Source organism: Paenibacillus sp. TC-CSREp1 (genome assembly GCF_050171015.1).
Classification (GTDB): domain Bacteria; phylum Bacillota; class Bacilli; order Paenibacillales; family Paenibacillaceae; genus Paenibacillus; species Paenibacillus silvae.
Genome location: NZ_JBNOKM010000006.1, coordinates 152,115 through 175,017 on the forward strand (window position 1 = coordinate 152,115; position 22,903 = coordinate 175,017).

Below are 22,903 nucleotides of genomic sequence, written 5' to 3' on the forward strand. Positions count from 1 at the left end.
TCTTCGGGATTTACTAACATATTGTAATATCAAAATCATAAGTGATAATGATTATCATTGTCAAATTAATTTTTAATCTTTCAATTTTAATTACATGTCGAAATTCGTCATGATCCTGCCTCATTACCAGGAGCCTTGCTGGCGTAGAGCCCCTTTTTTGTTGTACAATAGTATCCAAATGAATTTTGAAGGATGGATAAACCACTATGTACGTAGCAAAGAACTGGAAAGACTATGAAGTAATTGATACAGGAGGCGGCGAAAAGCTGGAGCGCTGGGGCGATGTCATTCTGCGCAGACCTGATCCACAGATTATCTGGCCGCTCGAACATGAAACCCATGAATGGCGCCAAGCTCATGGTCACTACCACCGCAGCTCCTCTGGCGGAGGCAGCTGGGATATGAAAAAGCCTATTCCCGAACGTTGGACGATCGGGTACGAAAACTTGAAATTTCATATTAAGCCGACCAGCTTCAAACATACAGGTCTGTTTCCTGAACAAGCCGCTAACTGGAGCTGGATGATGGATAAAATTGCAAATGCAGGACGTCCGATCTCGGTACTGAATCTGTTCGCTTATACTGGCGGTGCAACTGTAGCTGCCGCTTACGCCGGTGCTTCCGTCGTTCACTGCGATGCAGCCAAGGGCATGGTTCAGTGGGCCAAAGAAAATGTGCAGCTATCCGGCCTTGCTGACCGTCCGGTTCGTTTTATTACCGATGATGTGTTCAAATTCGTGCAGCGCGAGCAGCGCCGCGGCAACAAATATGATGCGATTATTATGGACCCTCCTTCCTACGGACGCGGTCCGAACGGCGAAACATGGAAACTGGAAGAGAATCTATATCCTTTCCTGAAATCCTGTATGACCATTCTGTCGGACAACCCGCTATTTATGCTGGTGAATTCGTATACGACAGGCATCTCCTCCACAGTACTGCGCAACATGCTGACAATGACGATGTCTGCCAAGTACGGCGGACAGATCACAGCAGGAGAGATCGGCCTGCCGATTACACGCAGCGGTCTGGATTTGCCATGCGGTATTCTGGGCCGCTGGGAGTCCTGATGATGTCTGCTCATCGGCAAGGCGGAGAGATTGACATTCTGTTTGAAGATAATCATCTGCTCGGAATCAGCAAACCTGTGAATGTGCCTACACAAGAAGATGCATCCGGTGATCCCGATTTGTTGACTTTGCTCAAACAGGACCTGAAGGAACGATACAACAAACCCGGCAATGTTTATCTGGGCCTGGTGCATCGTCTGGACCGTCCGGTTGGAGGTGCGATGATTTTTGCCAAAACCTCCAAAGCCGCCTCCCGATTATCCGAAACGGTGCGCGGACGTCATTTTCGTAAAATCTATGCGGCTGTTGTACACGGAAAAATGCCAGCACGCAAAGGCACGTTAAAACACACATTGTTGAAGAATAGCAGAACCAATACCGTCACCGCTGTACCCCAAGGTACGCCTGGCGGCAAGGATGCAGTGCTGGACTATCAGGTCATCGGAGAAACGGATCTGTACAGCCTCGTTCATATTGAGCTGCATACCGGACGCTCCCACCAGATTCGTGTTCAGATGAAAGAAGCCGGGTGTCCGCTGTTCGGAGACCAGAAATATGGTGCTAAGCTAAACAAACCAGGGCAGCAGATCGCGCTCTGGTCTGTCATTGCTGCATTTCCACATCCGGTCACCAAGGAAGACGTCGTGCTTCGATCTCTGCCAGCACGAGAATTTCCATGGGCAGAGTGGCCTTCACAACTTTATGAGGAAGCTTTTGCGGAGAATAGACTTTAAACTCTACCCTTCTCTTGCAAGCTCCAAACAGGCAGAACGCGTCTGAGCCTGCTATGTGTCGTTCAGATCCGATATCTGAACGACACGTTTTTATTTTAAAGTATCTTGATCTTGTTGATCTGTTATTTTCAGTTCAAAGACAGGAGTCGATTATCATAACCCCGTTTACGAAACAGGTTGTCGCTATTATTGCAGCGATCCCCGAGGGCAAAGTCATGACTTACGGGCAGATTGCAGCCCTTGCAGGGAGCCCCAGAGCGGCAAGACAGGTTGTCCGCACCCTTCACTCCATGAGTCGTAAAGAACGTCTGCCCTGGCATCGTGTCGTCAATGCCAAGGGAGAAATCGCTATACCAGACGATGAATCCCGTATGATGCAGGAGAACGAGCTGATTAGCGAAGGAGTCGAGTTTCAAATGGATGGTACCATTGACCTCATACGCTTCAGACATGAACCTGATCCCGATTGGCTGCTGCATCATTTGGCTTCAAATGAGAATGAGGATGAGTAACAATGTATTGTAATTCGTTAAATGGGCAATGTCCTGTTTGCAAAAAAAAGAGAACTCTCCCTGCCTCAAGTAGGTGCATCCTACTGGCAGTGGAGAGTTCTCTTTCTCTTTTAGGAATCATTTCAAATCAATTAAGCTGTCGCAACCTTTTTGGCTTTTTCCTTCTCCGCGTTTAGCGGTTCGGAAGCCGGTTTCGTTTTCTGGATAAAGAAGGCCAGAATCAGGGCTGCAATCGTCATATAAGTTGCGACTGTAAAGGCGTAGTTAACGCCATAGATCGTTGCATCTGCTGTAGCAGCCAGCATCGCTGTTTTGTTATTCGGGTCAACTGTACCCGTAGCCATCGTTTCGGCCAGATGCGACTTCAGCTTGCTGCTCATGATCGTTACAAGAATGGCTGTACCGATCGCCCCCGCCACTGTACGCAGTGTGTTCGACATTGCTGTACCATGTGCATTAAGTCGTTGAGGCAGCTGATTCAGACCTGCGGTCTGGATTGGCATCATCAGCATGGACATCCCGAACATACGAGCCGTGTAGATAAACATCATGTATCCATACGTCGTGTCAATGGACAGACGACTAAGTCCCCACGTTGTGATGGCTGTAATCGCCAAGCCTGCAACCGACAGCCAGCGTGCACCGACTTTATCGAAGATGCGGCCCGTGATCGGAGACATGATACCCATCAGAATGGCACCAGGCATCATCAGCAAGCCGGATTCAATAGGCGAGAACCCACGAATATTTTGCAAGAAAATCGGAAGCAAAATCATACCCGCAAACATGGCCATCGTAACAAGCATATTAATGATGGTGGTTAAGGTGTACATATTGTATTTAAAAATACGGAACTCAAGCAGCGGATGATCTGTTGTCAGCTGGCGGATAACGAACAAAATGAGGGAAACCGCACCAACGACTAGACAGCTGATCACGACAGTACTGCCCCATCCATCTGTTCCAGCATCACTGAATCCGTACAGTAAGCTGCCGAAGCCGAGTGTAGATAAAATAACGCCGATCGAATCCAGTTTCGGTTTGGACTGACGTGTTACATTTTTGACAAAAGCAATACCAATCGCTGTTGCAATGACCGAGAATGGCAGAATGATGTAGAACAATAATCTCCAGGAGTAGTGCTCAACGATATAACCGGACAATGTCGGTCCAATCGCTGGTGCAAGAATCATGGCAATCCCCATCGTACCCATCGCCTGACCGCGCTTCTCAATCGGGAAGATGGTCAGAAATACAACCGTCATCAACGGCATCAAAATACCTGCACCGCCGGCCTGAATCACACGACCAACCATTAGAATAGAGAAATTTGGACTAATTCCACATACCAATGTACCTAATGTAAATAAGGTCATGGCTGTTATAAAAATTTGCCGTGTTGAAAACTTGGCGATCAAGTACGCCGTAACCGGGATCAGCACCCCGTTCACCAGCATATAACCCGTGGTCAGCCACTGGGCTCTGTTCGGCCCGATGCCGAGGTCATCCATAATTTTAGGAAGAGCCACGTTCATCAGGGTCTGGTTCAAAAATGCCACAAAGGCACCAATTAACAAGGCCGCTACAATCGGGCCTTTCTTGATGTTGTCCATTCCGGAGGACGGAGCTGTAGCAGTTGTTGTGCTCATAAGTTGTTCATCTCTCTTCCTTGTAACTTTTCAATCATCAGACTATGAATGCGAAGCAGGTGCTCAAGATCATCCTTCGGAATTTCCAGTATAGGTGATACACGCTCCATCCATAGCTGCTGTGTCTCCTGCTGGGCCTTTTCCCCTTTGGCTGTAATCTGCAGCACTACAGAGCGGCGATCCGCATCAGAACGAGTACGCACAATGTACTCGCCCTTAACGAGACGCTCAACAACAGCGCTCATCGAGCTGCTGCCCACATGACAAAGATCAGCAATCTCGTTAATGCCCAAGGCTGGTCGCTCTTTAAGGATGGATAACACCATAAACTGAATCGAAGTCAACTCGATATCCTTGTTTTCATTCCAGAATGCCCGGAAAAGCATCTGATTCACTTGTCGAAATGAGTTGATAATGTAAAATACTTCGTGCGAGTCCGTCATTGTTTCACCCTTTTACTTATGGAATATAATATTTCGTACACGAAATATCAGGGGAACAATTACTTATTATAACAAAAAAATTTACATAGTCAACTCTTTACATATTAAATTTGAAGAAAATAATATCAGTACATACTAATATGTATTATATAAGCTTTTTTCGATATCTCTAACCTAGGATCAGCAATGTTTTTCCATACTGCACTTGAAGGTCGTCAAGGGAAAGTGACACAGCAGGGGGCGACAAGGCCGTAAAAGATGCACTTCAGTAGGTTTCAAGACACGCTTTAAATTGTAGCCTGTCCCGAAATGATGAGATTATTCAATCAAAAGACCTCTGCTCCACTAATATGGCGGAACAGAGGTTGGCCTAAAAATCGAAAAGCATGAATTCAGTTATGTTTAGATAAACAAATTATGATTCGCCTGATCCGCTTGACCTAGGTAATAACCCACTCCGCCAATGACAGCTTCATTGATCAATTCTTCATGCTGTATGCCCATCAGATCCATCGACATCTGGCAGGCCACTATCTCTACCCCTTGTGCGATCGCCGATTGCATCAGCTGCTCCAGCGAAGCTACATTATTTTTTTTCATCAGTCCTCGAATCATCTTGGGTCCTGCACCAAACATATTCATTCTGGAGAGTCCAAGCTTCAAGCTATTTTTGGGCAGCATCATATCAAACATGCGAGCCATGCCAGTTTTCACAGGCGCCTGCTGCAGCTCTTGCTTACGGATGATATTCAGTCCCCAGAAGGTGAAAAACATCGTCACTTTGCGACCGCTCGCAGCTGCTCCGTTAGCAATGATGAACGACGCAATTGCTTTATCCAGATCACCGCTGAATACAACCATCGTGCTTGCTTTGTCAAATGGCTGTGACTCACTTCTGACAGGTGCTGTGTTTTTGGACAAAACAGCCTCGATCACCCCGCCCTTCTCACGCTCAAGCTTCAGCACATCCGACCCGGACATACTTGCCCAAGCCTTGACATCCTCATAAAATCCGGGATCCGAGGCTTTAACTCGAAGTGTTTGTCCATCCTGCAACTGATCCATCTTCTGTTTAACCTCAATAAGCGGCCCAGGGCAGCTCAAACCGCATACATTCAGCTCATTATCAATTCGAATTTCCTTGGAGGACTGGACTTGCTTGTCATTCCGTGTATTCACTTCCGTCATCGTGCTCCTGTGCCCCCCCTGTGTTTCTGCATCTGTTTTACCACTATTACTGCTAGTCAAACTGTTGTTATCTGTCCCTGACACTGGTGCTGGTTTGAATTGAGCTTGACGATAGGTCTTGTAACCCCCGCTTAAGTTCTTCACCTGATAACCATGCTGGCGCAAGATTTGCGTAGCTGTATACCCCCGCAGCCCTACCTGGCAATAAACCCAGATTTCCTTGGATGCATCCAGCTCGGCAAGACGATGGCGAAGCTCGTCCACCGGAATAGACAGTGAGCCTGGAATGTTCCCGTTGCGGTGCTCCAGATCACTGCGTACGTCCAGCAAGATGGACCCCGCAGGATCACGCTCAGCAAGCTGATCATACGTGAATGAATTCACTCGTCCGTCCAAAATATTTTCCGCAGCGTAACCAATCATGTTCACCGGGTCTTTCGCTGAAGAGTAGGGCGGTGCATAGCTTAATTCCAGTTCTGTCAGATCACGTACATTGCCGCCATAATGGATCGCCACAGCAATATCATCAATCCGTTTATCCACACCTTCATAACCTACCGCCTGTGCGCCCAAAATCTCGCCCTCTGGAGTGAATAACAGTTTCAATGTCACTGCACTGGAGCCTGGATAGTAGGACGCATGAGAAGCCGGGTGAACCGTTACGGTGCGATAATCCTTATTCAAACGTTTCAGCGTTTTTTCGTTGGTGCCCGTAGAGGCTCCCGTCAACCCGAAAACTTTGATAATGGACGTTCCCTGAGTTCCTTTATATGTCGTTGGAAGCCCCGCAATCTGATCCGCTACAATTCTCCCCTGCTTGTTTGCTGGACCCGCAAGCGGTATCGCTGTTTGTGTCCCGTGAATGTAATCCTTCACTTCAATGGCATCACCCACCGCATAGATATGCGGAACACTGCTCTCCATCTTTTCATTGACGACAATGTGCCCGCGTGGTCCAAGAGCTACCCCACTATTCTGCAAAAAAGCGGTATCCGGTGTAACCCCGATAGCCAGAATGACCATGTCCGCCGATAACACAAGGCCATCTGACAGTTCTACGCCAATGCCTTGATCGAGAGCACGGAAGCTTTGCACACGTTGTGAAAATAACAGATGAACACCATGTTGCTGCATCTCTTGAGCAAGGGCAGCTGCCAGTTCAGGATCAAACGGAGTTAACAGCTGATCATTGCCCTCTACCAGAGTGACATCAAGCCCGGCTTCCTTCAAATTTTCAGCCATTTCTACCCCGATAAATCCGCCACCAATGACGATCGAACTTTGGTTATTACGAGAACTAACCTGTTTCTTGATTCGATCGATATCAGGAATGTTCCGCACCGTATAGATTAGCGGGTTATCCTTGCCCGGCAGATCAGGCACAACGGGACGAGCACCCGGGGACAGAATCAACTCATCATAACTTTCCTCATATACACCACGTTCCACACTCCGTACTTGTACAATACGTTTGCTGGAATCAACCGCAATAACCTCACTCTCTGTACGTACATCAATGTTGAATCGATCCTGCATGCCTTTAGGCGTCTGCACAAGCAGTCGTTCACGCTCTTCAATCGTACCCCCGATGTAATAAGGCAGACCGCAGTTCGCAAATGATATATAAGGGCCTTTCTCAAACATAATAATCTCTGCTTGTTCGTCCAGACGGCGGAGGCGTGCGGCGGCGGAAGCGCCACCTGCAACACCGCCTACGATTAACACTTTTTTACGTTCATTCATCTTCGCACTCATCCTTTGCAAATAAAATATTCACCAGTTGTTCCACACGTGGATCAGCGAGTACATAATTCACCTCAAGACCATTACGCTCGGTAGCTACAATGCCTGCACTGCGAAGCTTTTGCAGATGCTGCGACACGGTAGATTGCGGAAGGTCCAGGCATTCCTGCATATATGAAACATTACATTTCTTCTTGCGCATCAAGCCCCGTACGATGCATAGCCGTATCGGGTGAGACAACGCTTTGAGAAATTCAGCGGGTTCGTCAAACTGCTTTAATTGATTCCGATCAAAAGCAGGGAAATTCAAAAGCAACTCCTCCTCAATCGTTATATCGTAATATTACGTTATAGCGATACAGTTGTCAACTTGCATCTGTTTTTTGCCTCAAAATAAAAACAGACTCCCGCTCAAAAGCCAGAAGTCTGTTCAAAGGCATCGTTACTTCTCCCCCTCGGTCGTAAAGAACGAGAGCATGTTCATCACAGTACCGCCATGTGTAGAGTGTACCTATCTGTAATTGATTTTAAACCGAGCTGGTTAAAGCTGGCTCCTGTACTTGAGTTTTGGGTGTCGTCATTTTTCCAAGCAAATACACTAACAATTGTTGATTGTGCATCGAAATGTTGCTAAGAACCGAATTCATAAACTCATTGCGAATGGTAACGCCTCGTTTCGTTTCCATTCGGCCCTTGTCCGAGAGAGAGACCCAGACAATCCGTCTGTCCTGATCATCCCGATCCCTGCAAATGAGGCCGTTTTTCTCCATACGATCAAGCAGCATCGTTACTGCAGCCGGGGTAGTCGCCAGAAACGGAATCAGATCGGACGGTTTCATCTTCTCATGATCCTCCAGCACTTCCAATACTGCGAGCTGCGCCTCTGTGAGAGAAGGCGCCAGTTCCTGATCCATATGCAATTTATAATCCTTCGTTAATTTTGACCAGCATTTGGCAAAATCAGAATAATACATTGAACATCACTCCTCCTGGCAACGATTTATCTGTTCATTAGCTTAACTTTTCGCGGTTTGAAGCCGCATTCCTGCTGCATTTTTTCAATTTCCCAGCGATCGACCGCAATCGACGAAGGTTGTTAAACTTCGCTTGAAGACGCGCTTCAAAGCCGCCTTGGAACAACAAAAAAAGACTCTTCGCCCGACATAATAAGCGATGTCTGCGAAGAGTCTTTCTGAGATTAATTTATACTGCAGCTTCTGGCTGATTTTCATTGAAGTCCGGGATCAGCTCGGTAATTTCATCCTGCTTATCCACGGATACGAGTAATTTGCCTATATGCTTCCGTTCAGTCAGTGGCACACTCTCCGAAGAGATGGAATGAGCATGCCCTTCTCTGGTCATGACAGTCAGCTGGCGCTGTTCTCTGCAATAGAATGCACCTGCTATTCGGCTTCCATTCGGCTTGACACGTTTGCCTTCCTTGAATTCAAACGTAGCCAGACCTTTACCTCCACGGCTTTGCAAGGCATAGTCAAGCAGCAAGGAACGTTTACCATAGCCCAGATCAGACAATACAGCAATTTCGCCCTCTTCTCCTTCGACCCACAGCGCGGAGACAACTTCATCCGTGTCTTTAAGCTGAATACCGCGAACACCGCCAGAGACACGTCCCATCGGATTGACTTCATCCTCACGGAAACGAATGGCCATCGCTTCTTTGGTGATCAGCATAATATCTTTACCACCTGTGCTCAAATGTACAGAGAGAACTTCATCGTCCTTGCCCACCTTACAGGCAGCAACTGCACCTGAACGTTTCGTAACGTACTCCTTGAGTTCGGTTCGTTTCACCTGTCCCTTACGTGTCACAAATACAAGGCTGTGATCCGGCTCTTCAAAGGATTTGACCGCCAGTACACTGGCAATCCGATCATCCTTCGCCAGCGGAATCACATTGACAATCGCTGTGCCAGGATCTTTCCACTTGAATTCCGGCACCTGATGAACCGGCAGGAGGAAGTATTGCCCTTTTTGCGTAAACACAAGCAGGTTCTCCAGTGTATTCACATCCAGCACCTGAGAGATATAATCCCCCTCTTTAACACCGCTGGCGCTTCGTTCGCCGCCGGACCGTGTGAAGGACTGCATGCTCGAACGCTTCACATACCCCTCTTTGGACAGCGTCACCAATACATCCTCTGCATTGACCAGAACTTCAAGATTCACCTTGAGCTCTTCTACCTCGCCCTGAATTGCAGAACGACGGTCAATCCCGTACTTCTCCTTGATCTCCAGCAATTCCTTGCGAATGACTCCAATCAGCTTGCGATCACTCTCCAGAATAGAACGCAGCTGTGAAATTTTCTTCATAAGCTCATCCAATTCCTTTTGCAGCGCATTAATCTCGAGATTCGTCAAACGATACAGCTGCAAGGTAAGAATGGAGTCGGCCTGACGCTCCGTGAAACCAAACATCCAGGTGAGATTGTTCTGGGCGTCCTGACGATTCTTCGACGCTTTAATTGCCGCAATCACTTCATCCAGAATGTTAAGAGCCTTCACAAGCCCTTCAAGCACATGAGCGCGATCCTCTGCCTTTTCCAGCTCATACTTCGTCCGGAAGGTCACAACTTCACGCTGATGAGCAATATACGCTTCCAGAATGGCCTTCAGACCGAGTTGCTGTGGCGCTTTGTTCACAATGGCAACCATATTGAAGTTATAGGTAACCTGAAGATCGGTTTTCTTGAGCAAATAAGCCAGAATGCCTTGGGCATCCGCATCTTTTTTCAATTCCACCACGATTCGCAGACCTTCACGGCCGCTCTCGTCACGAACCTCTGCAATACCCTCAACCTTTTTCTCCAGACGGATGTTTTCCATTGTGGTCACCAGCCGTGATTTCACAACCTGATACGGAATCTCGGTAATGACAATCTGCTGCTTGCCGCCGCGCATATTTTCGATATCGGTTTTGGAACGTATGTAGATTCGTCCTTTACCTGTCCGATAGGCATCCAGAATGCCGTCGCCGCCCATAATTAATCCACCTGTCGGAAAATCGGGACCTTTCATAAACATCATAATTTCGTCCAGCTCAATAGACGGCTTTTCCATTACAGCTATGCAAGCATCAATCGTTTCCCGCAAATTGTGAGGCGGAATCTCCGTTGCAAAACCGGACGATATGCCGCTTACGCCATTGACCAGCAGATTCGGATAACGGGAAGGCAGCACCACGGGTTCTTTGGCTGTATTATCAAAGTTATCCTTAAACAGCACCGTGCGTTTTTCGATATCACGCAGCATCTCCATCGCAATGGACGACAAGCGGGCCTCCGTATACCGCATTGCCGCAGCCGGATCATCATCCTGTGACCCCCAGTTACCATGTCCATCCACAAGCATGTGACCCATTTTCCACGGCTGAGCCATACGTACCATGCCCTCGTAGATAGAGGAGTCCCCGTGAGGGTGATAATTACCCATAACATCCCCGACGGTTTTGGCAGACTTGCGGTATGGCTTTTCAGGTGTATTGCCCGAATCGTACATCGCGTACAATATACGGCGCTGTACTGGCTTTAATCCGTCCCGTACATCGGGTATTGCCCGGTCCTGAATAATATATTTAGAGTAGCGACCGAAACGGTCACCCACGACCTCTTCCAGAAAGGCCGGCATAAATTGTTCTGATAGACTCATTCCAAGCACCTTCTATTCTTCGTACTCTGTAAAGTCAACATTTTCTACGATCCAGCGTTTGCGCGGGTCCACTTTATCCCCCATCAGCGTGGATACACGACGCTCTGCTTTGGCCGCATCCACGATCTCCACCTTCAGCATCGAACGTGTCTCCGGATTCATCGTTGTTTCCCACAGCTGATCCGGGTTCATCTCACCCAAACCTTTATAACGCTGCAGCTCGACATTATTGCCGAATTCTTTCATGTAGTTGGCAAGCTCCTCATCCGTCCACGCATATCTTACCGTAGCCATTTTGCCGGATTTGCGAGTCAGTTTATATAAAGGCGGCTGCGCAATATATACTTTACCTGCATCAATTAACGGTTTCATGTAACGGTAAAAGAACGTAAGCAGCAGCACCTGGATATGTGCACCGTCCGTATCGGCATCCGTCATGATAATGATTTTAGAATAATTGCTATCTTCTACAGCAAATTCCGTACCAATGCCAGCCCCGATAGCGGCTGTAATTGCACGATACTCTTCATTTTTCAAAATATCCGCCAGCTTGGATTTTTCCGGATTTAGCGGTTTTCCCTTCAACGGCAAAATAGCCTGAATTTTGGAATCACGCCCTTGCTTGGCCGAACCGCCCGCAGAGTCTCCCTCTACGATAAACAGCTCATTACGTGTAAAATCCTTCGACTGCGCTGGCGTCAGCTTGCCGTTCAAGTTGGAGCTCTCGCTGCGCTTTTTGCCCGAACGCATCTCGTCACGTGCTTTACGTGCAGCTTCTCTCGCCTTGGACGCCTGCACAGCTTTCCGAATCAACGTTTGTGCTACCTGCGGATTCTCTTCCAGAAAACGCTGGATATTGTCAGACACAACCGAGTCCACTGCGCTCCGTGCCGTAGCACTGCCAAGCTGGTCTTTGGTCTGGCCGACAAATTCGACCTCCGACATTTTGACACTGATCACAGCCATCATACCTTCACGCAGATCATTGCCTTCCAGGTTTTTATCCTTTTCCTTAATCATGCTGGTGCGGCGGGCGTAATCGTTCATCACACGGGTATATGCCGCTCTGAATCCGGTCTCATGTGTTCCGCCGCCGCGGGTAGGAATGGAGTTAACAAACGAAGCAATCGTCTCGGTATAACCGGCGTTGTACTGAATCGCAATCTCCACCTCGATGTCATCCTTCTCCGCATAGAAGTGAATGACATCATGCAGCACATCCTTGTTTTCGTTCAAATATTCGACAAACTGGCTTGCGCCGCCCTCATACATGAATTCGTCCTGATGGCCCGAACGCTCGTCTTTTAACACAATTTTCAGACCTGAATTCAGAAAAGCAATCTCCTGAAGACGCTCAGCAAGCGTATCGTAATTCAGCTGAATACCGTTTTGAAAAACACGTATATCCGGTTTAAATGTTACTTTTGTTCCGGTTCGATTCGTATTTCCGATCACTTCAAGCCCCGAAACAGGTTCTCCAACATGCTCGACACCCTTTTTATCCTGCCAATATTCGAAACGCTGACGATGAATTTTGCCGTCCCGGAAAATTTCGACTTCAAGCCACTCCGACAACGCATTGGTGACCGAAGCCCCTACGCCGTGCAGACCCCCGGATTTTTTGTATCCTGATCCGCCGAACTTACCGCCTGCGTGCAAAATCGTAAACACGACCTGGGGAGTAGGAATCCCTGTTTTATGTATGCCTGTCGGAATTCCCCTTCCGTTATCCTGAACCGTAACAGAACCGTCCTTGTGCAGCGTGATATCGATTTTGGAGCAGAATTTGGCAAGGTGCTCATCGACAGCATTGTCCACGATCTCCCATACCAAATGATGTAGACCTGAAGTACTGGTGCTGCCGATGTACATCCCTGGCCGTTTCCGAACCGCTACCAGTCCTTCAAGTACTTGAATGTCGTCCGCGTCGTAGCCCGAGGCAACTTGCCCTCCGCCTGTCGAACCTGCCGACACATCGATTTGCTCGACCATTCATGCTCCCCCTTCTTAACTGAAACTACAAACTTGCCTGAAATGCAAACAGATGTTTTCTTATCCTTGTCCATTTTAATTCAAGATATCCCGTTTCGTAAAGACAAGGAATGATACGATAAGTGATGCAGCACCCCAAACACCAAGTACAATCAGGGAAAAACCGAGATTCATGCCTTCAATTGGCGGCAGTCCGCCGGACAAATAATCAGGCAGCTCAAGGTTGACCATAAATAAATATTTGGCTGATTCCCATGAGGCTGCCATGTTCGTCAGAATAGTTCCAGCGATGAGCGAAGCCATCATAATGACGATACTTGCGGCTGTACTGCGCACCAGCACCGAAACCATAAATGCCAGCATCGCCACAATAATGCTCACAAACCAGATTAACCCCGCCTGCATCAGCATATACTGCCACTGACTTACCGCATGTACTGCCGACATATCCACATCCGTGCCAACGACTTTGAAGCCCGTAAAAACAGGCATTCCAAAGCCCTTGTACCCAAAGACAGCCCCCGAAATCGCGTAACAGATCACATAGGCGGATACAACGATTATGGAAACAAACATAATCAGCGTGATCAGCTTGCTGAGAAGCACCTTCCAACGTCTGACGGGACGGGTCAGCAGCATCTTGATCGTGCCTGTTGTTCGTTCACCCGATACAAGGTCCGAAGCAATCGCCATAATCAAGAGAGGAATAAACAAACCTACTGCATTGTTCATAAACTCCCTCGTAAACGTTACACCACCAGGCTCTTTAGGATTTATATCGTTTTCCAGATAATATTGCATCTGCTGAATATAAACCGTTCTGTACTTTTTATATTCCTCAGGAACACGATCACTTCCCAGTGAGTTCTGGTTGTCCGTAATCGCCTGCTGCAATTCAAGCCGCCAGTCACCGCCGAACTTGTCACGGTTATTTTGAGCTGATTTCATCTGGGCATACGTGAACATTGGTACAAGTATAGCCAGAACGATGAAAATAATATAAAGACGTTTCTTCTTCACCATCTTGATAGTCTCGTTACGGATCAGCGGCATGATATTATTCAATGGATTCACCTTCTGTCATTTTTAAAAATAATTGCTCAAGGGTAGGCTGAATCCGCTGCACGCCTTCAACCTGAATGCCTGCTTGTACCAGCTGCTGCACCAGTTCGGGAATCAGCTCTTCGTGCATCTCGGCAACAACCGCATTGGGCCCGAGTCCTGCAACAATGGTGTCATCCATCACATCACCTGGCCGCTCGATTAGTGTGATTCCTTGATCGACCAGCATCTGGCGACCTGATTCAAGCGGCGTAAGATGCCAGATTGCCACTTTGGAATGATCCTCGATCAGTTCGTTGACACCGCCAACAGCCAGCACACGGCCTGCACTGATTATGGCAACTCTGTCACACAGGAGCTGAATCTCGCTTAACAAGTGGCTGCTGACAAACACCGCCATGCCCTCACTGGCAAGCTGCTTGATAAACACCCGCAGTTCTTTGATTCCCTTCGGATCAAGGCCGTTCGTCGGTTCATCCAGAATAAGCAATCGAGGTCTGCCAAGCAAGGCCTGTGCAATGCCTAGTCGCTGACGCATACCAAGAGAATACGTTCTGACCTTATCATGAATACGTTGATCCAGACGTACAATGTTAACCACTTCCTGAATACGGTCATGGTCCACACCAGGCTGCATCCGGGCAAAATGCTCCAGATTCTCCCACCCGGTCAAATATGTATACACCTCGGGATTTTCAACGATGGAACCAACATACTTCAGCGCCCGCTCGGGATCGCGGTTTACGTCGTAGCCGCAAACTGAAATTTTGCCCTCCGTAGGTTTGATCAGATCAACAAGCATACGAATCGTCGTTGTTTTCCCTGCTCCGTTTGGTCCAAGAAAGCCAAAAATCTCACCGGGCTTCACATCAAACGTAACATCTTTAATAATCCATTTTCGTCCGATCTTTTTCTTCAGATTTTGTACGGACAGGACCGAATCATACTGCTGCTCTGCCATCTATTTCGAGCCCCCTTTTGCAGGTTTTTCTCCCTGATATTCCTGTGCAATACGCACCGCCATCTGCTGATATCCTTGTGCATTAGGGTGAAAATGGTCTGATGACAGATACTCATCCAGATGATTTTCAAACAGATCAAAGGTCGGTACAAGTGTCATTTTATCTTCACTATTCAAAATACTCATCGCCGCTTCGTTCCAGGCAGCAACTACTGCGTTACCCGGCTTCTCCAGCTCTTTTACATTGCCAAACGGATTGTATAATCCGATATACAAGATCTGTGCTTCAGGATTAATTGCCTTCACCTTCTTCAAAATTTCCTGCAGCCGTTTCGATGTTTCGGGCAGCGCAGCAGCCAGCTTTTCGGCAGTTGGCGGGTCCTCACCCTGAAGAACCTGTCCGCCCTGAAACAGATCATTTGCACCGATCGAGAGCAAAATAAAGTTGGATTGCTGCAGCACATACTTGACGCCTTGCTCATCCAGCTTTTTTAACAACGCATCTGTTCTGAGCCCGTTCACACCCAGATTATTAAGCACCTGTACATCGTAACCCTCATCTTTGAGCAGATTACCCGCCCTTCTTACGAAGCCAAGCCCTTCATCATCCCCTGTACCTCTGGCAAGAGAATCACCGATGACGGCCATGCGAATTTTCCCATCCTCAACAATCGCTTTGCTGCCATCATTTTGACCTTCGTTAGCCGGACTGGCAGCCTGCTGTCCATCATTTAATTTTGAATCCCCTTTAGGGTAAATTACATCTTTTATGGCGTAACCAAATCCAAACAGCAACAGCAGCGTTGCCAAGATGGATATGGTGCTCACACTTCGCCAGATCCAGGGAGCTGAATCCAGATTTTTGTTCTTTTTCATGCATCACATCTCCAGTCAGGTGTGTATAATGTATAATAGCTTTACTCTAAAATGACCCTATTCTAAATAACATAAAACTTCTGTCGTGAATTTGCAAATTTTGCCGCAGTATTCAGAAAACCATACAGATTTCTGGTCGAAAACTGGTAAAAAGCCATATCCCACAAAGCATTCGCTGAGTGAAGACATGGCTTTTTATTATGACGTTATTTATAGAATATTCATTTCCAGCTCTTATTTACCGATAAACTCTTGAGCCCAGTATCCGTTGTAATAACCCACACCGATATGCGTAAAGTTTGCATTCAGAATGTTTGCACGGTGGCCCGCACTGTTCATCCAGGCCGTAACGACTTCTTGCGGTGTTTTTTGACCTTTGGCGATATTTTCACCTGCATAGCTATAAGTTACCCCGAACTGTTTCATCATATCAAACGGAGAACCGTAAGTTGGAGACTGGTGATCAAAGTAGTTGTTGTTGCTCATATCTTTCACTTTGGCTACAGCAACCTTGTCCAGAAGCGCGTCGGAGGACAGCGCACCTAGGCCTGCTTTGGCACGTTCAGCGTTGACCAGTTTCACCACTTGTGCAGCAAAATCGGACTGTGTGCTTGTTGTACCGTTATTGCCCGTGCTTGAAGGATCTTTGGCAGGTGTTGTTGTTGTCGGTTTTTCTTGTTGTGCTGGTGTTGCAGGTTTGCTTGGCTGAGCAGGCGTTGATGTTTCAGGCTGTTTAACAGGTTTCTCGGTTGTTGTTTGTCCATCAGCAACAGTGTAACCATTCTGCTTGAGCCACGCCTCAATATAAGCTTTCAGACTATCCGCATTCAAAACTTTATACGAAGTTGTCGTAGTTGCCGTCTTATATGTTGAATCTGCAGCAGACGCGGAGGCAGGAAGCATAATCCCTACGGCAAGCACAGCTGTCAGACTGCCTGTCACAACAGTTTTCATCCAGTTCTTCTTCAAATTCATTCATCTCCTCAAAAATTTAATTGTTACAACTTTGTAATCATTACTCTTGCAGTATAGCAAGCTATGAGGAGAATGTGAACCCGCAAATACTGGAAAAATGACTTTTTTGTAATAAAAAAAGACACTCAGTCAGGTTTGAACCCTCTGAATGTCTTGTCATCTATTATAAAAGAACTTTACTGAAGCGATAACCTTTCTTCTGGAAGCCAATATGCTCATAGAATGAATAGGTTGTTGAGGTCACTTCGCGATTGGCACCTGTGACAAATAATTGTTTACCGCCTTGCTGTTTACCCCAATCTTCAGCACGAGCCATCAAACGACGAGCAATTCCACTGCCGCGATGCTCCTGACCAACAATTAGAGATGTTATCTGTGCAGCAGGCTCAGGGTAGGCATGACTTTGAACACATTGCAAACCAATCACACCAATAATCTGTTCATCCACTTCGGCAACAAGCATGCACGCGTTGGGATTGCTCTCCAAACCTTCAATGCGCTCTTTCATTACATTGGTTGTTGTCGGATAGCTGACCTCTCGCATTAATCCCGTTACCGCTTCAGCATCTCGCAGCTCACACTCTCGGATCATCAATACAGGGGCCTCCACATTATTGGACATGATTTACCTCCACTTTCAGCATATTTGCGGCTTGAACCGCTGTTTTACGAGCTTCTTCCACATCTGTTCCAGCACTTAATGCTACAGCCATCCGGCGTCCGGCTTTCGTTTCAGGCTTGCCAAACACACGAACCTGAGTACGAGGTAAAGCCAGTGCCTCATCCATTCCACCAATGGTGAAATCCGTTGTTTCAACATCGGCCTTCAGCGTTGCTGAAGCTCCCGGTGTCAGCAAATGTACTTCTGTGACGGGAAAACCAAGAATTGCACGCACATGAAGCGCAAACTCCGAGCTGTCCTGCGTTACCATTGTGACCATACCTGTGTCGTGCGGACGCGGTGAGATTTCACTAAATACAACACCATCAGCAGTCAGGAAGAGTTCAACACCAAAAAGTCCATATCCTCCGAGCTCATCGGTCACCGTCTTCGCAATATGACAGGCTTGCGTCCATTGCTCCGATGTCATCGCATGAGGCTGCCATGATTCGACATAGTCCCCATCCTTCTGAATGTGACCGATGGGCGGACAAAAAACAGTTCCTGATACCGATCTGACCGTAAGCAGTGTAATTTCACTCTCGAACTTCACAAAGCTTTCCACAATTACACGCACGGATTTGCCGCGAGCTCCTGAAAGTGCAAGATCCCAGCACTTCGCTGCGTCTTCCGGTACGTGGCAAACACTCTGCCCTTTACCGGATGAACTCATGAGTGGTTTAACAACACATGGTGTTCCCAATTCACGAATAGCTTCCTGAAGCTGCTCCAGACTATCCGCAAAAAGATAGGCTGCTGTAGGAAGGTTCAATTGTTCGGCCGCCAGACGACGGATGCCTTCGCGATCCATAGTTAAACGGGCAGCACGGGCCGTTGGTACGACACAAAAGCCTTCTTCCTCGAGTTCAAGCAGTGCCTCTGTTGCAATGGCTTCAATTTCAGGTACGATGTAATGCGGTTGTTCCTTACGGATCAATTGTTTCAATGCATCGCCATCCAGCATGTCGATACAGTGAGATCGATGCGCGACCTGCATCGCTGGAGCGTTCTCGTAACGATCAACAGCAATCGTCTCCACGCCCAGACGTGCAGCCTCAATCACGACCTCTTTACCCAATTCTCCGCTGCCAAGCAGCAGCATTTTTTTGGCTTGAGCCGAAAAAGGAGCACCCCACATGTTCTTTCCAATCCTCCCAAAGAGAAATCTTCTATATCTGTCTCTCTATTTTCGGGGTTTTGGTTAAAGATTGCAAGAGTGCTCCCTATTTTTCTTGTGAATTTTACAAGATTTTTTGTGTTTTTTCGATCAATTTTTACAAATTACATTTCTCGATTCGTTACTCCTTCCATTACTCCCAAAATTAAGGATATAAAACAAATAGACTCATCATTCGAATATACCTGTTAATTACAAGATTACGATGAACTAGTCGGTTTGTTATGCAAAGCGCGATTTTTCTCCCGGAACAGCTCGTTATGCGAGGATACGTAGGCCATTCCCGCTGCGGCAGGCTCCAGAAACTTTTTTGCACTATTGACCGCAACAATCGCATCATTAAAAGCACCGGCAATCAGACGTACTTTGCCCTCCCGCACCGCACAGTCTCCCGCTGTAAAAATGCCAGGCACACTGGTTTCAGCCCACTGATTCATGACAAGCATACCTTCGTGCATATCCAGACCACAACGGGCGAGATTGCTGACATGACTTGTATATCCGTGACTTACGATCACTTCGTCCACATCAAGACGGACGGTTTCTCCTGTCGCTGTGCTCACTATGCCAACCTGGTGAATGCGTTGACCGTTGCCGTAGAAACGTTCAATGTGACAGGGTGTATATACCTCTGCTTTTCTCCTCATCTGACTCACATTGTGCTCCATAGCGCGAAATGAATCCTGTCGATGCACCACAGTTACCGAGCAGGCCCGTTCCGCAAGCTCAAGTGCCCAATCCACGGCACTGTTGCCACCGCCGGAGATTAGCACTTTTTTTCCTGCAAAATAATCCAGGTTCTGAATTGTATAATGCAAATTGCTTCTCTCATAGTCCTTAGCACTGTGGATATCCAGCCTCTGTACTTCGGCAACACCTCGGCCAATGGCTATAATGACCGTGCGAGTATAGTGCGATTCACCCGTATGAGTCTGTAACTCAAAAACTCCATCATTCAGATGATTAAACGTATCTATCGTTTGCTTCAACACCACCGTTGGTTCAAATGTACCAGCCTGCTGCACAAGGTGCTCAATAAGTTTGGCGCATTTCATAGGCGGCAGTCCGCCGACATCCCAGATCGTTTTATCCGAATACGTCTGCAAAAATCCGCCCAGTTCGTCTTTACCCTCAATGAGCTTCACTTTCATCTCGCGCATGCCAGCGTAGAACGCCGCATACAATCCTGCCGGACCCCCGCCAATAATCGTTACATCATATAAGTCCTGATTGTGCATTACAGACACATCCTGTTCCTGTTTTCATCGTTATATCCACTGTTGTAATATCAGCTCGTATGCTGGTCAGTTCTTCTCTTCAAATGCAGCAACAATATCATCAATCACATAATTGTCAGCCAGCGGGGCCATGCCCAGATTAAACCACTCCTTACCCCCTACGAGGTATACGTGATTTTCTTTGACAGCCTTCAGATTTTTCCAGATGGATGTGCTTAACAATTCCTCATACTTTTTCTTGATCTGCGGGTTTTCGTTATCATCCAGCTGAATAATCAAATGATCCGCATCATATTCAGGCAGCACTTCCATTGAGATCGATAGTGAAGCTTCACTTTCAGGGAAATTACTCAAAGGTTTCAAACCGAGCTTTTTATGAATGAATGCTCCGCGAGAGAGATTGGGGCCGTTCAGAATGATTTCCTTCTCCATTACTCTTACATACAGCACCGTCTCGTCCCCAATCAGGCTGTGCAGCTTGTCAGCCCCCTGCTTCTCATGCTGCTCCAAATCTGCCATGACCTGTTTCGCTTCTGCCTCCTTACCAAGAACGGCGGCGATATCCTGCAGCTCCTCCGGCCATTCCTCACGCTCAGGCAGCAGTACGGTGGGAGCGATGCGGGAAAGCTGCTCATAATCCTTCTTCGACCACCATGCAGGGGCAAGGATCAGATCGGGGTTTGCGGCAAGAATCATTTCAAAATCCGGGGTCTTGGCAATGCCCATTTTTACGGTGTTAGCAAAAGGCTCCTGCAAATATTTCGGAAACTCTTCATGATAATTTTGTACAGCTACCGGCACAATACCAAGCGAATACAGCAGCTCCGGATAAACAACAGACAAGCCAACCACACGCTGGGGTGACGCAGGAATTGTAATCTCACCCATCTCGGTTTGTACTACCTTGACCTGATCCGCATTCGACTGTTCAGAGTTACTTGTACTTGTATTGGATGCAGCTGTAGTGGACTGACTTGTACCGCGCTCTCCTGAACCGGACGCTTTAGGCTCGGTAGCCTGTGCACATGCACTAAGCAATAGCAGCAATAAAATAATTCCTGTAAATACCCCATACTTTAACTTCACTTCTCATGTACCCCCTATATATTTTTTTGAAATTTTGATAACCATTGATTAATAATAATTATCATTATCAATTAGACATAGGAGTAGTATAGTCAAAATCTGCGCCGCAGGATATTGACGATTGCGACTTTATATTATGGACGATGGTGCCACATATTCAATACTTCGTCCAACATCAGATCATGAGTAAAGGCGGTGTCCTCCAGCAGCACACCTGGATGCATCATGCTGATAGAGCCCTGCTGCGCGGCTTTGGTAGACTGCCATATCTCCGAATCGCTTAGTTCAAGCCAAGTTTGTCTTGATGCAGCATCTTCACCAACGATGACTAGTGCCCTGTCTATAGACAGATGTGCCAGATCGCTTAGATCACTCATCTGCAGATGATGCTTCTGCCATACGTGCTCTATGCCTTCGGGGGCCAGCAGCTGCAGATCCGTATAGAAAACGGAAGCGATTGTTCGTGGACCCATTACATGAATGCAAGCTTCCTGAATACTAATGATAAGCAACGTGTCCTTGAGGATCTGTTCAGACAGCTGTGAACGCAAGGCAGCTGCCTTTTGCTCATACCTTTGCAGCCAAACCTCGGCCGCAGCAGACCGATTTAGACACTCGGCCGCAGTTCTGAGATGATGACGCCAATCGCCATCCGCATGTGAAAGCACACATACAGGTGCCAGTGAGCTTAGATGCTGCATCATGTTATGTGACATTTCTTCACGAAAAGCAACGATATAATCAGGACGTATGGCCTCCAGCTGCTGCAGAGCTCCATCCTCCGTGTCAACCAGAGGAGTAACCTTATCCGTCTCATATTTTCGTCTGTAATAGGCCGTCCATGGGTGATTCGCTCCTGCTGCGCAGGGGATAACCTGAAGTACAAGCAACGTGCCGATCGCTAGCGGATGAACAGCAGCAATACGCTGCTTACTGTTACGAATAAACGCAGCTGGCGGAAGTCCCGAAATTTGTTTGAATTTACGGCGGAAATACATCTCGTCTGTGAATCCCACACAGGTCGCAATCTCCTTCAGCCGAAGGCTGTGGTCATTCCTCATCATAATCTGTGCCTGCTTGATTCGATAAATCGTTAAATAGTCCACTGCGCTGCAGCCGTATCTTTTTTTGAACAGGCGCATGAAATGACGTGAGCTCATCCGTGCAGCCTCAGCCATATCCTGAATCGTTATTTTCTCCATATGATGCTGTTCAATATAATGCTTGACCTGCTCAACAGGCAGGAGTGTCTCCTGTGTTTCAACATGGAGCATATCACTGAACATAAGATATAACAGCTCTTGAAAACGAATCTGACCATAATAACGCTTCAAGCCCTCTGCACATCGGTTGAGCTCCTCTATATCCTGGCATAACAGACGAACAGCAGCTGGCGAGCTGCAGCTGATCTCGCTGTTATTGCTTTGCATGTATATTTGTTTCATCATGTCCTGTACGGATGTATCAATCCATTCACCATCAAATGTAACGCTAAACTTCATCAGGTACAGCCCACGTTTATCTTTTCCGTGAAACACGGCTTCCACTAGCTGCCCAGGCAAACCGATATAAAAAGCTCCACTTCGGAGCTCAATAAACTGGCCATCAACCGTCAGCCATCCTTCACCACTCGCAGCAAAAAGCAGTAAATAACTTTCCAGAAAATGTTTGCCCAGTCTCCAGCCAGGCTCGGACTGGCTTGTCGATGCCGCTTGAAACTCGATCAAGCTGAAATGCAGCTTATCCAGTACATCAAAAGAAGAAAGTGGGCTGACCTGTCCTGCGCGTTTGTTCTGCATGCTCTTCCCCCAGATATCGCTGTAATTTTTCATGATGTTTAAAATATAACATATTTCACTTCGCATCCTCT

The 22,903-nt window shown here is 47.3% G+C and carries 19 protein-coding genes; 3 read left to right on the plus strand and 16 right to left on the minus strand.

Going from position 1 to position 22,903, the window contains the following annotated elements; translation table 11 throughout:
* Positions 1-206 precede the first annotated feature (206 nt).
* The 3 genes from ACQSGY_RS10860 (at position 207) to ACQSGY_RS10870 (ending at position 2,316) form a co-directional block, all read left to right on the plus strand.
* Complete coding sequence (locus tag ACQSGY_RS10860) at positions 207-1,070, plus strand: class I SAM-dependent methyltransferase (protein ID WP_184187445.1); 864 nt, start codon at positions 207-209, stop codon at positions 1,068-1,070.
* Entirely contained in the window at positions 1,070-1,804 is a 735-nt protein-coding gene (locus ACQSGY_RS10865) for an RluA family pseudouridine synthase (protein WP_427051910.1), read from the plus strand. The genes ACQSGY_RS10860 and ACQSGY_RS10865 overlap by 1 nt, the downstream gene beginning before the upstream one ends.
* A 155-nt stretch (positions 1,805-1,959) precedes the next feature.
* Complete coding sequence (locus ACQSGY_RS10870; protein WP_145403631.1) at positions 1,960-2,316, plus strand: MGMT family protein; 357 nt, start codon at positions 1,960-1,962, stop codon at positions 2,314-2,316.
* 131 nt (positions 2,317-2,447) lie between these two features.
* On the opposite strand, the gene ACQSGY_RS10875 is transcribed toward ACQSGY_RS10870, so the two are convergent.
* From ACQSGY_RS10875 to ACQSGY_RS10950, 16 genes are all read right to left on the minus strand, one after another.
* A complete protein-coding gene (locus ACQSGY_RS10875; protein ID WP_427051911.1) occupies positions 2,448-3,965 on the minus strand; it encodes a DHA2 family efflux MFS transporter permease subunit in 1,518 nt (505 codons plus the stop codon).
* On the minus strand, positions 3,962-4,351 hold the full coding sequence (locus ACQSGY_RS10880; protein WP_253299067.1) for a MarR family winged helix-turn-helix transcriptional regulator: 390 nt from the start codon (positions 4,349-4,351) through the stop codon (positions 3,962-3,964). The genes ACQSGY_RS10875 and ACQSGY_RS10880 overlap by 4 nt, the downstream gene beginning before the upstream one ends.
* Positions 4,352-4,810: 459 nt before the next feature.
* Positions 4,811-7,339, minus strand: coding sequence for an FAD-dependent oxidoreductase (locus ACQSGY_RS10885; protein ID WP_427051912.1), 2,529 nt, complete (start codon positions 7,337-7,339; stop codon positions 4,811-4,813).
* Positions 7,332-7,649 carry an ArsR/SmtB family transcription factor gene (locus ACQSGY_RS10890; protein ID WP_111271334.1) on the minus strand — a complete coding sequence of 106 codons (318 nt, stop codon included), beginning with the start codon at positions 7,647-7,649 and terminating at the stop codon, positions 7,332-7,334. Before ACQSGY_RS10890 ends, ACQSGY_RS10885 begins: the two co-directional genes overlap by 8 nt.
* A 217-nt stretch (positions 7,650-7,866) precedes the next feature.
* Positions 7,867-8,313, minus strand: a complete 447-nt coding sequence (locus tag ACQSGY_RS10895) for a MarR family winged helix-turn-helix transcriptional regulator (protein WP_184187428.1) — start codon at positions 8,311-8,313, stop codon at positions 7,867-7,869.
* A gap of 229 nt (positions 8,314-8,542) precedes the next feature.
* A complete protein-coding gene (gyrA, locus tag ACQSGY_RS10900) occupies positions 8,543-11,005 on the minus strand; it encodes a DNA gyrase subunit A (protein ID WP_427051913.1) in 2,463 nt (820 codons plus the stop codon).
* A 12-nt stretch (positions 11,006-11,017) separates the two neighbouring features.
* Positions 11,018-12,997 carry a DNA topoisomerase IV subunit B gene (parE, locus tag ACQSGY_RS10905; protein WP_111271337.1) on the minus strand — a complete coding sequence of 660 codons (1,980 nt, stop codon included), beginning with the start codon at positions 12,995-12,997 and terminating at the stop codon, positions 11,018-11,020.
* Between the two features lie 75 nt (positions 12,998-13,072).
* Positions 13,073-14,062: an ABC transporter permease gene (locus ACQSGY_RS10910; protein WP_427051914.1), complete on the minus strand. Its 990-nt coding sequence runs from the start codon at positions 14,060-14,062 to the stop codon at positions 13,073-13,075.
* Positions 14,055-15,020 (minus strand): ABC transporter ATP-binding protein, encoded by a 966-nt coding sequence (locus ACQSGY_RS10915; protein ID WP_145401234.1) that lies wholly within the window; start codon positions 15,018-15,020, stop codon positions 14,055-14,057. Before ACQSGY_RS10915 ends, ACQSGY_RS10910 begins: the two co-directional genes overlap by 8 nt.
* Positions 15,021-15,896 carry a GDSL-type esterase/lipase family protein gene (locus ACQSGY_RS10920; protein WP_427051915.1) on the minus strand — a complete coding sequence of 292 codons (876 nt, stop codon included), beginning with the start codon at positions 15,894-15,896 and terminating at the stop codon, positions 15,021-15,023. It lies immediately after the preceding gene.
* A 234-nt stretch (positions 15,897-16,130) separates the two neighbouring features.
* Positions 16,131-16,865 carry a CAP domain-containing protein gene (locus tag ACQSGY_RS10925; protein ID WP_427051916.1) on the minus strand — a complete coding sequence of 245 codons (735 nt, stop codon included), beginning with the start codon at positions 16,863-16,865 and terminating at the stop codon, positions 16,131-16,133.
* A 169-nt stretch (positions 16,866-17,034) separates the two neighbouring features.
* On the minus strand, positions 17,035-17,493 hold the full coding sequence (locus ACQSGY_RS10930; protein WP_216514733.1) for a GNAT family N-acetyltransferase: 459 nt from the start codon (positions 17,491-17,493) through the stop codon (positions 17,035-17,037).
* A complete protein-coding gene (gene purT, locus ACQSGY_RS10935; protein WP_427051917.1) occupies positions 17,483-18,670 on the minus strand; it encodes a formate-dependent phosphoribosylglycinamide formyltransferase in 1,188 nt (395 codons plus the stop codon). The genes ACQSGY_RS10930 and purT overlap by 11 nt, the downstream gene beginning before the upstream one ends.
* 239 nt (positions 18,671-18,909) lie before the next feature.
* Positions 18,910-19,947: an NAD(P)/FAD-dependent oxidoreductase gene (locus ACQSGY_RS10940; protein ID WP_427051918.1), complete on the minus strand. Its 1,038-nt coding sequence runs from the start codon at positions 19,945-19,947 to the stop codon at positions 18,910-18,912.
* A gap of 66 nt (positions 19,948-20,013) precedes the next feature.
* Positions 20,014-21,033, minus strand: a complete 1,020-nt coding sequence (locus ACQSGY_RS10945) for an ABC transporter substrate-binding protein (protein WP_427051919.1) — start codon at positions 21,031-21,033, stop codon at positions 20,014-20,016.
* A 134-nt stretch (positions 21,034-21,167) separates the two neighbouring features.
* Positions 21,168-22,832 (minus strand): AraC family transcriptional regulator, encoded by a 1,665-nt coding sequence (locus ACQSGY_RS10950; protein ID WP_427051920.1) that lies wholly within the window; start codon positions 22,830-22,832, stop codon positions 21,168-21,170.
* Between the last annotated feature and the right edge of the window lie 71 nt (positions 22,833-22,903).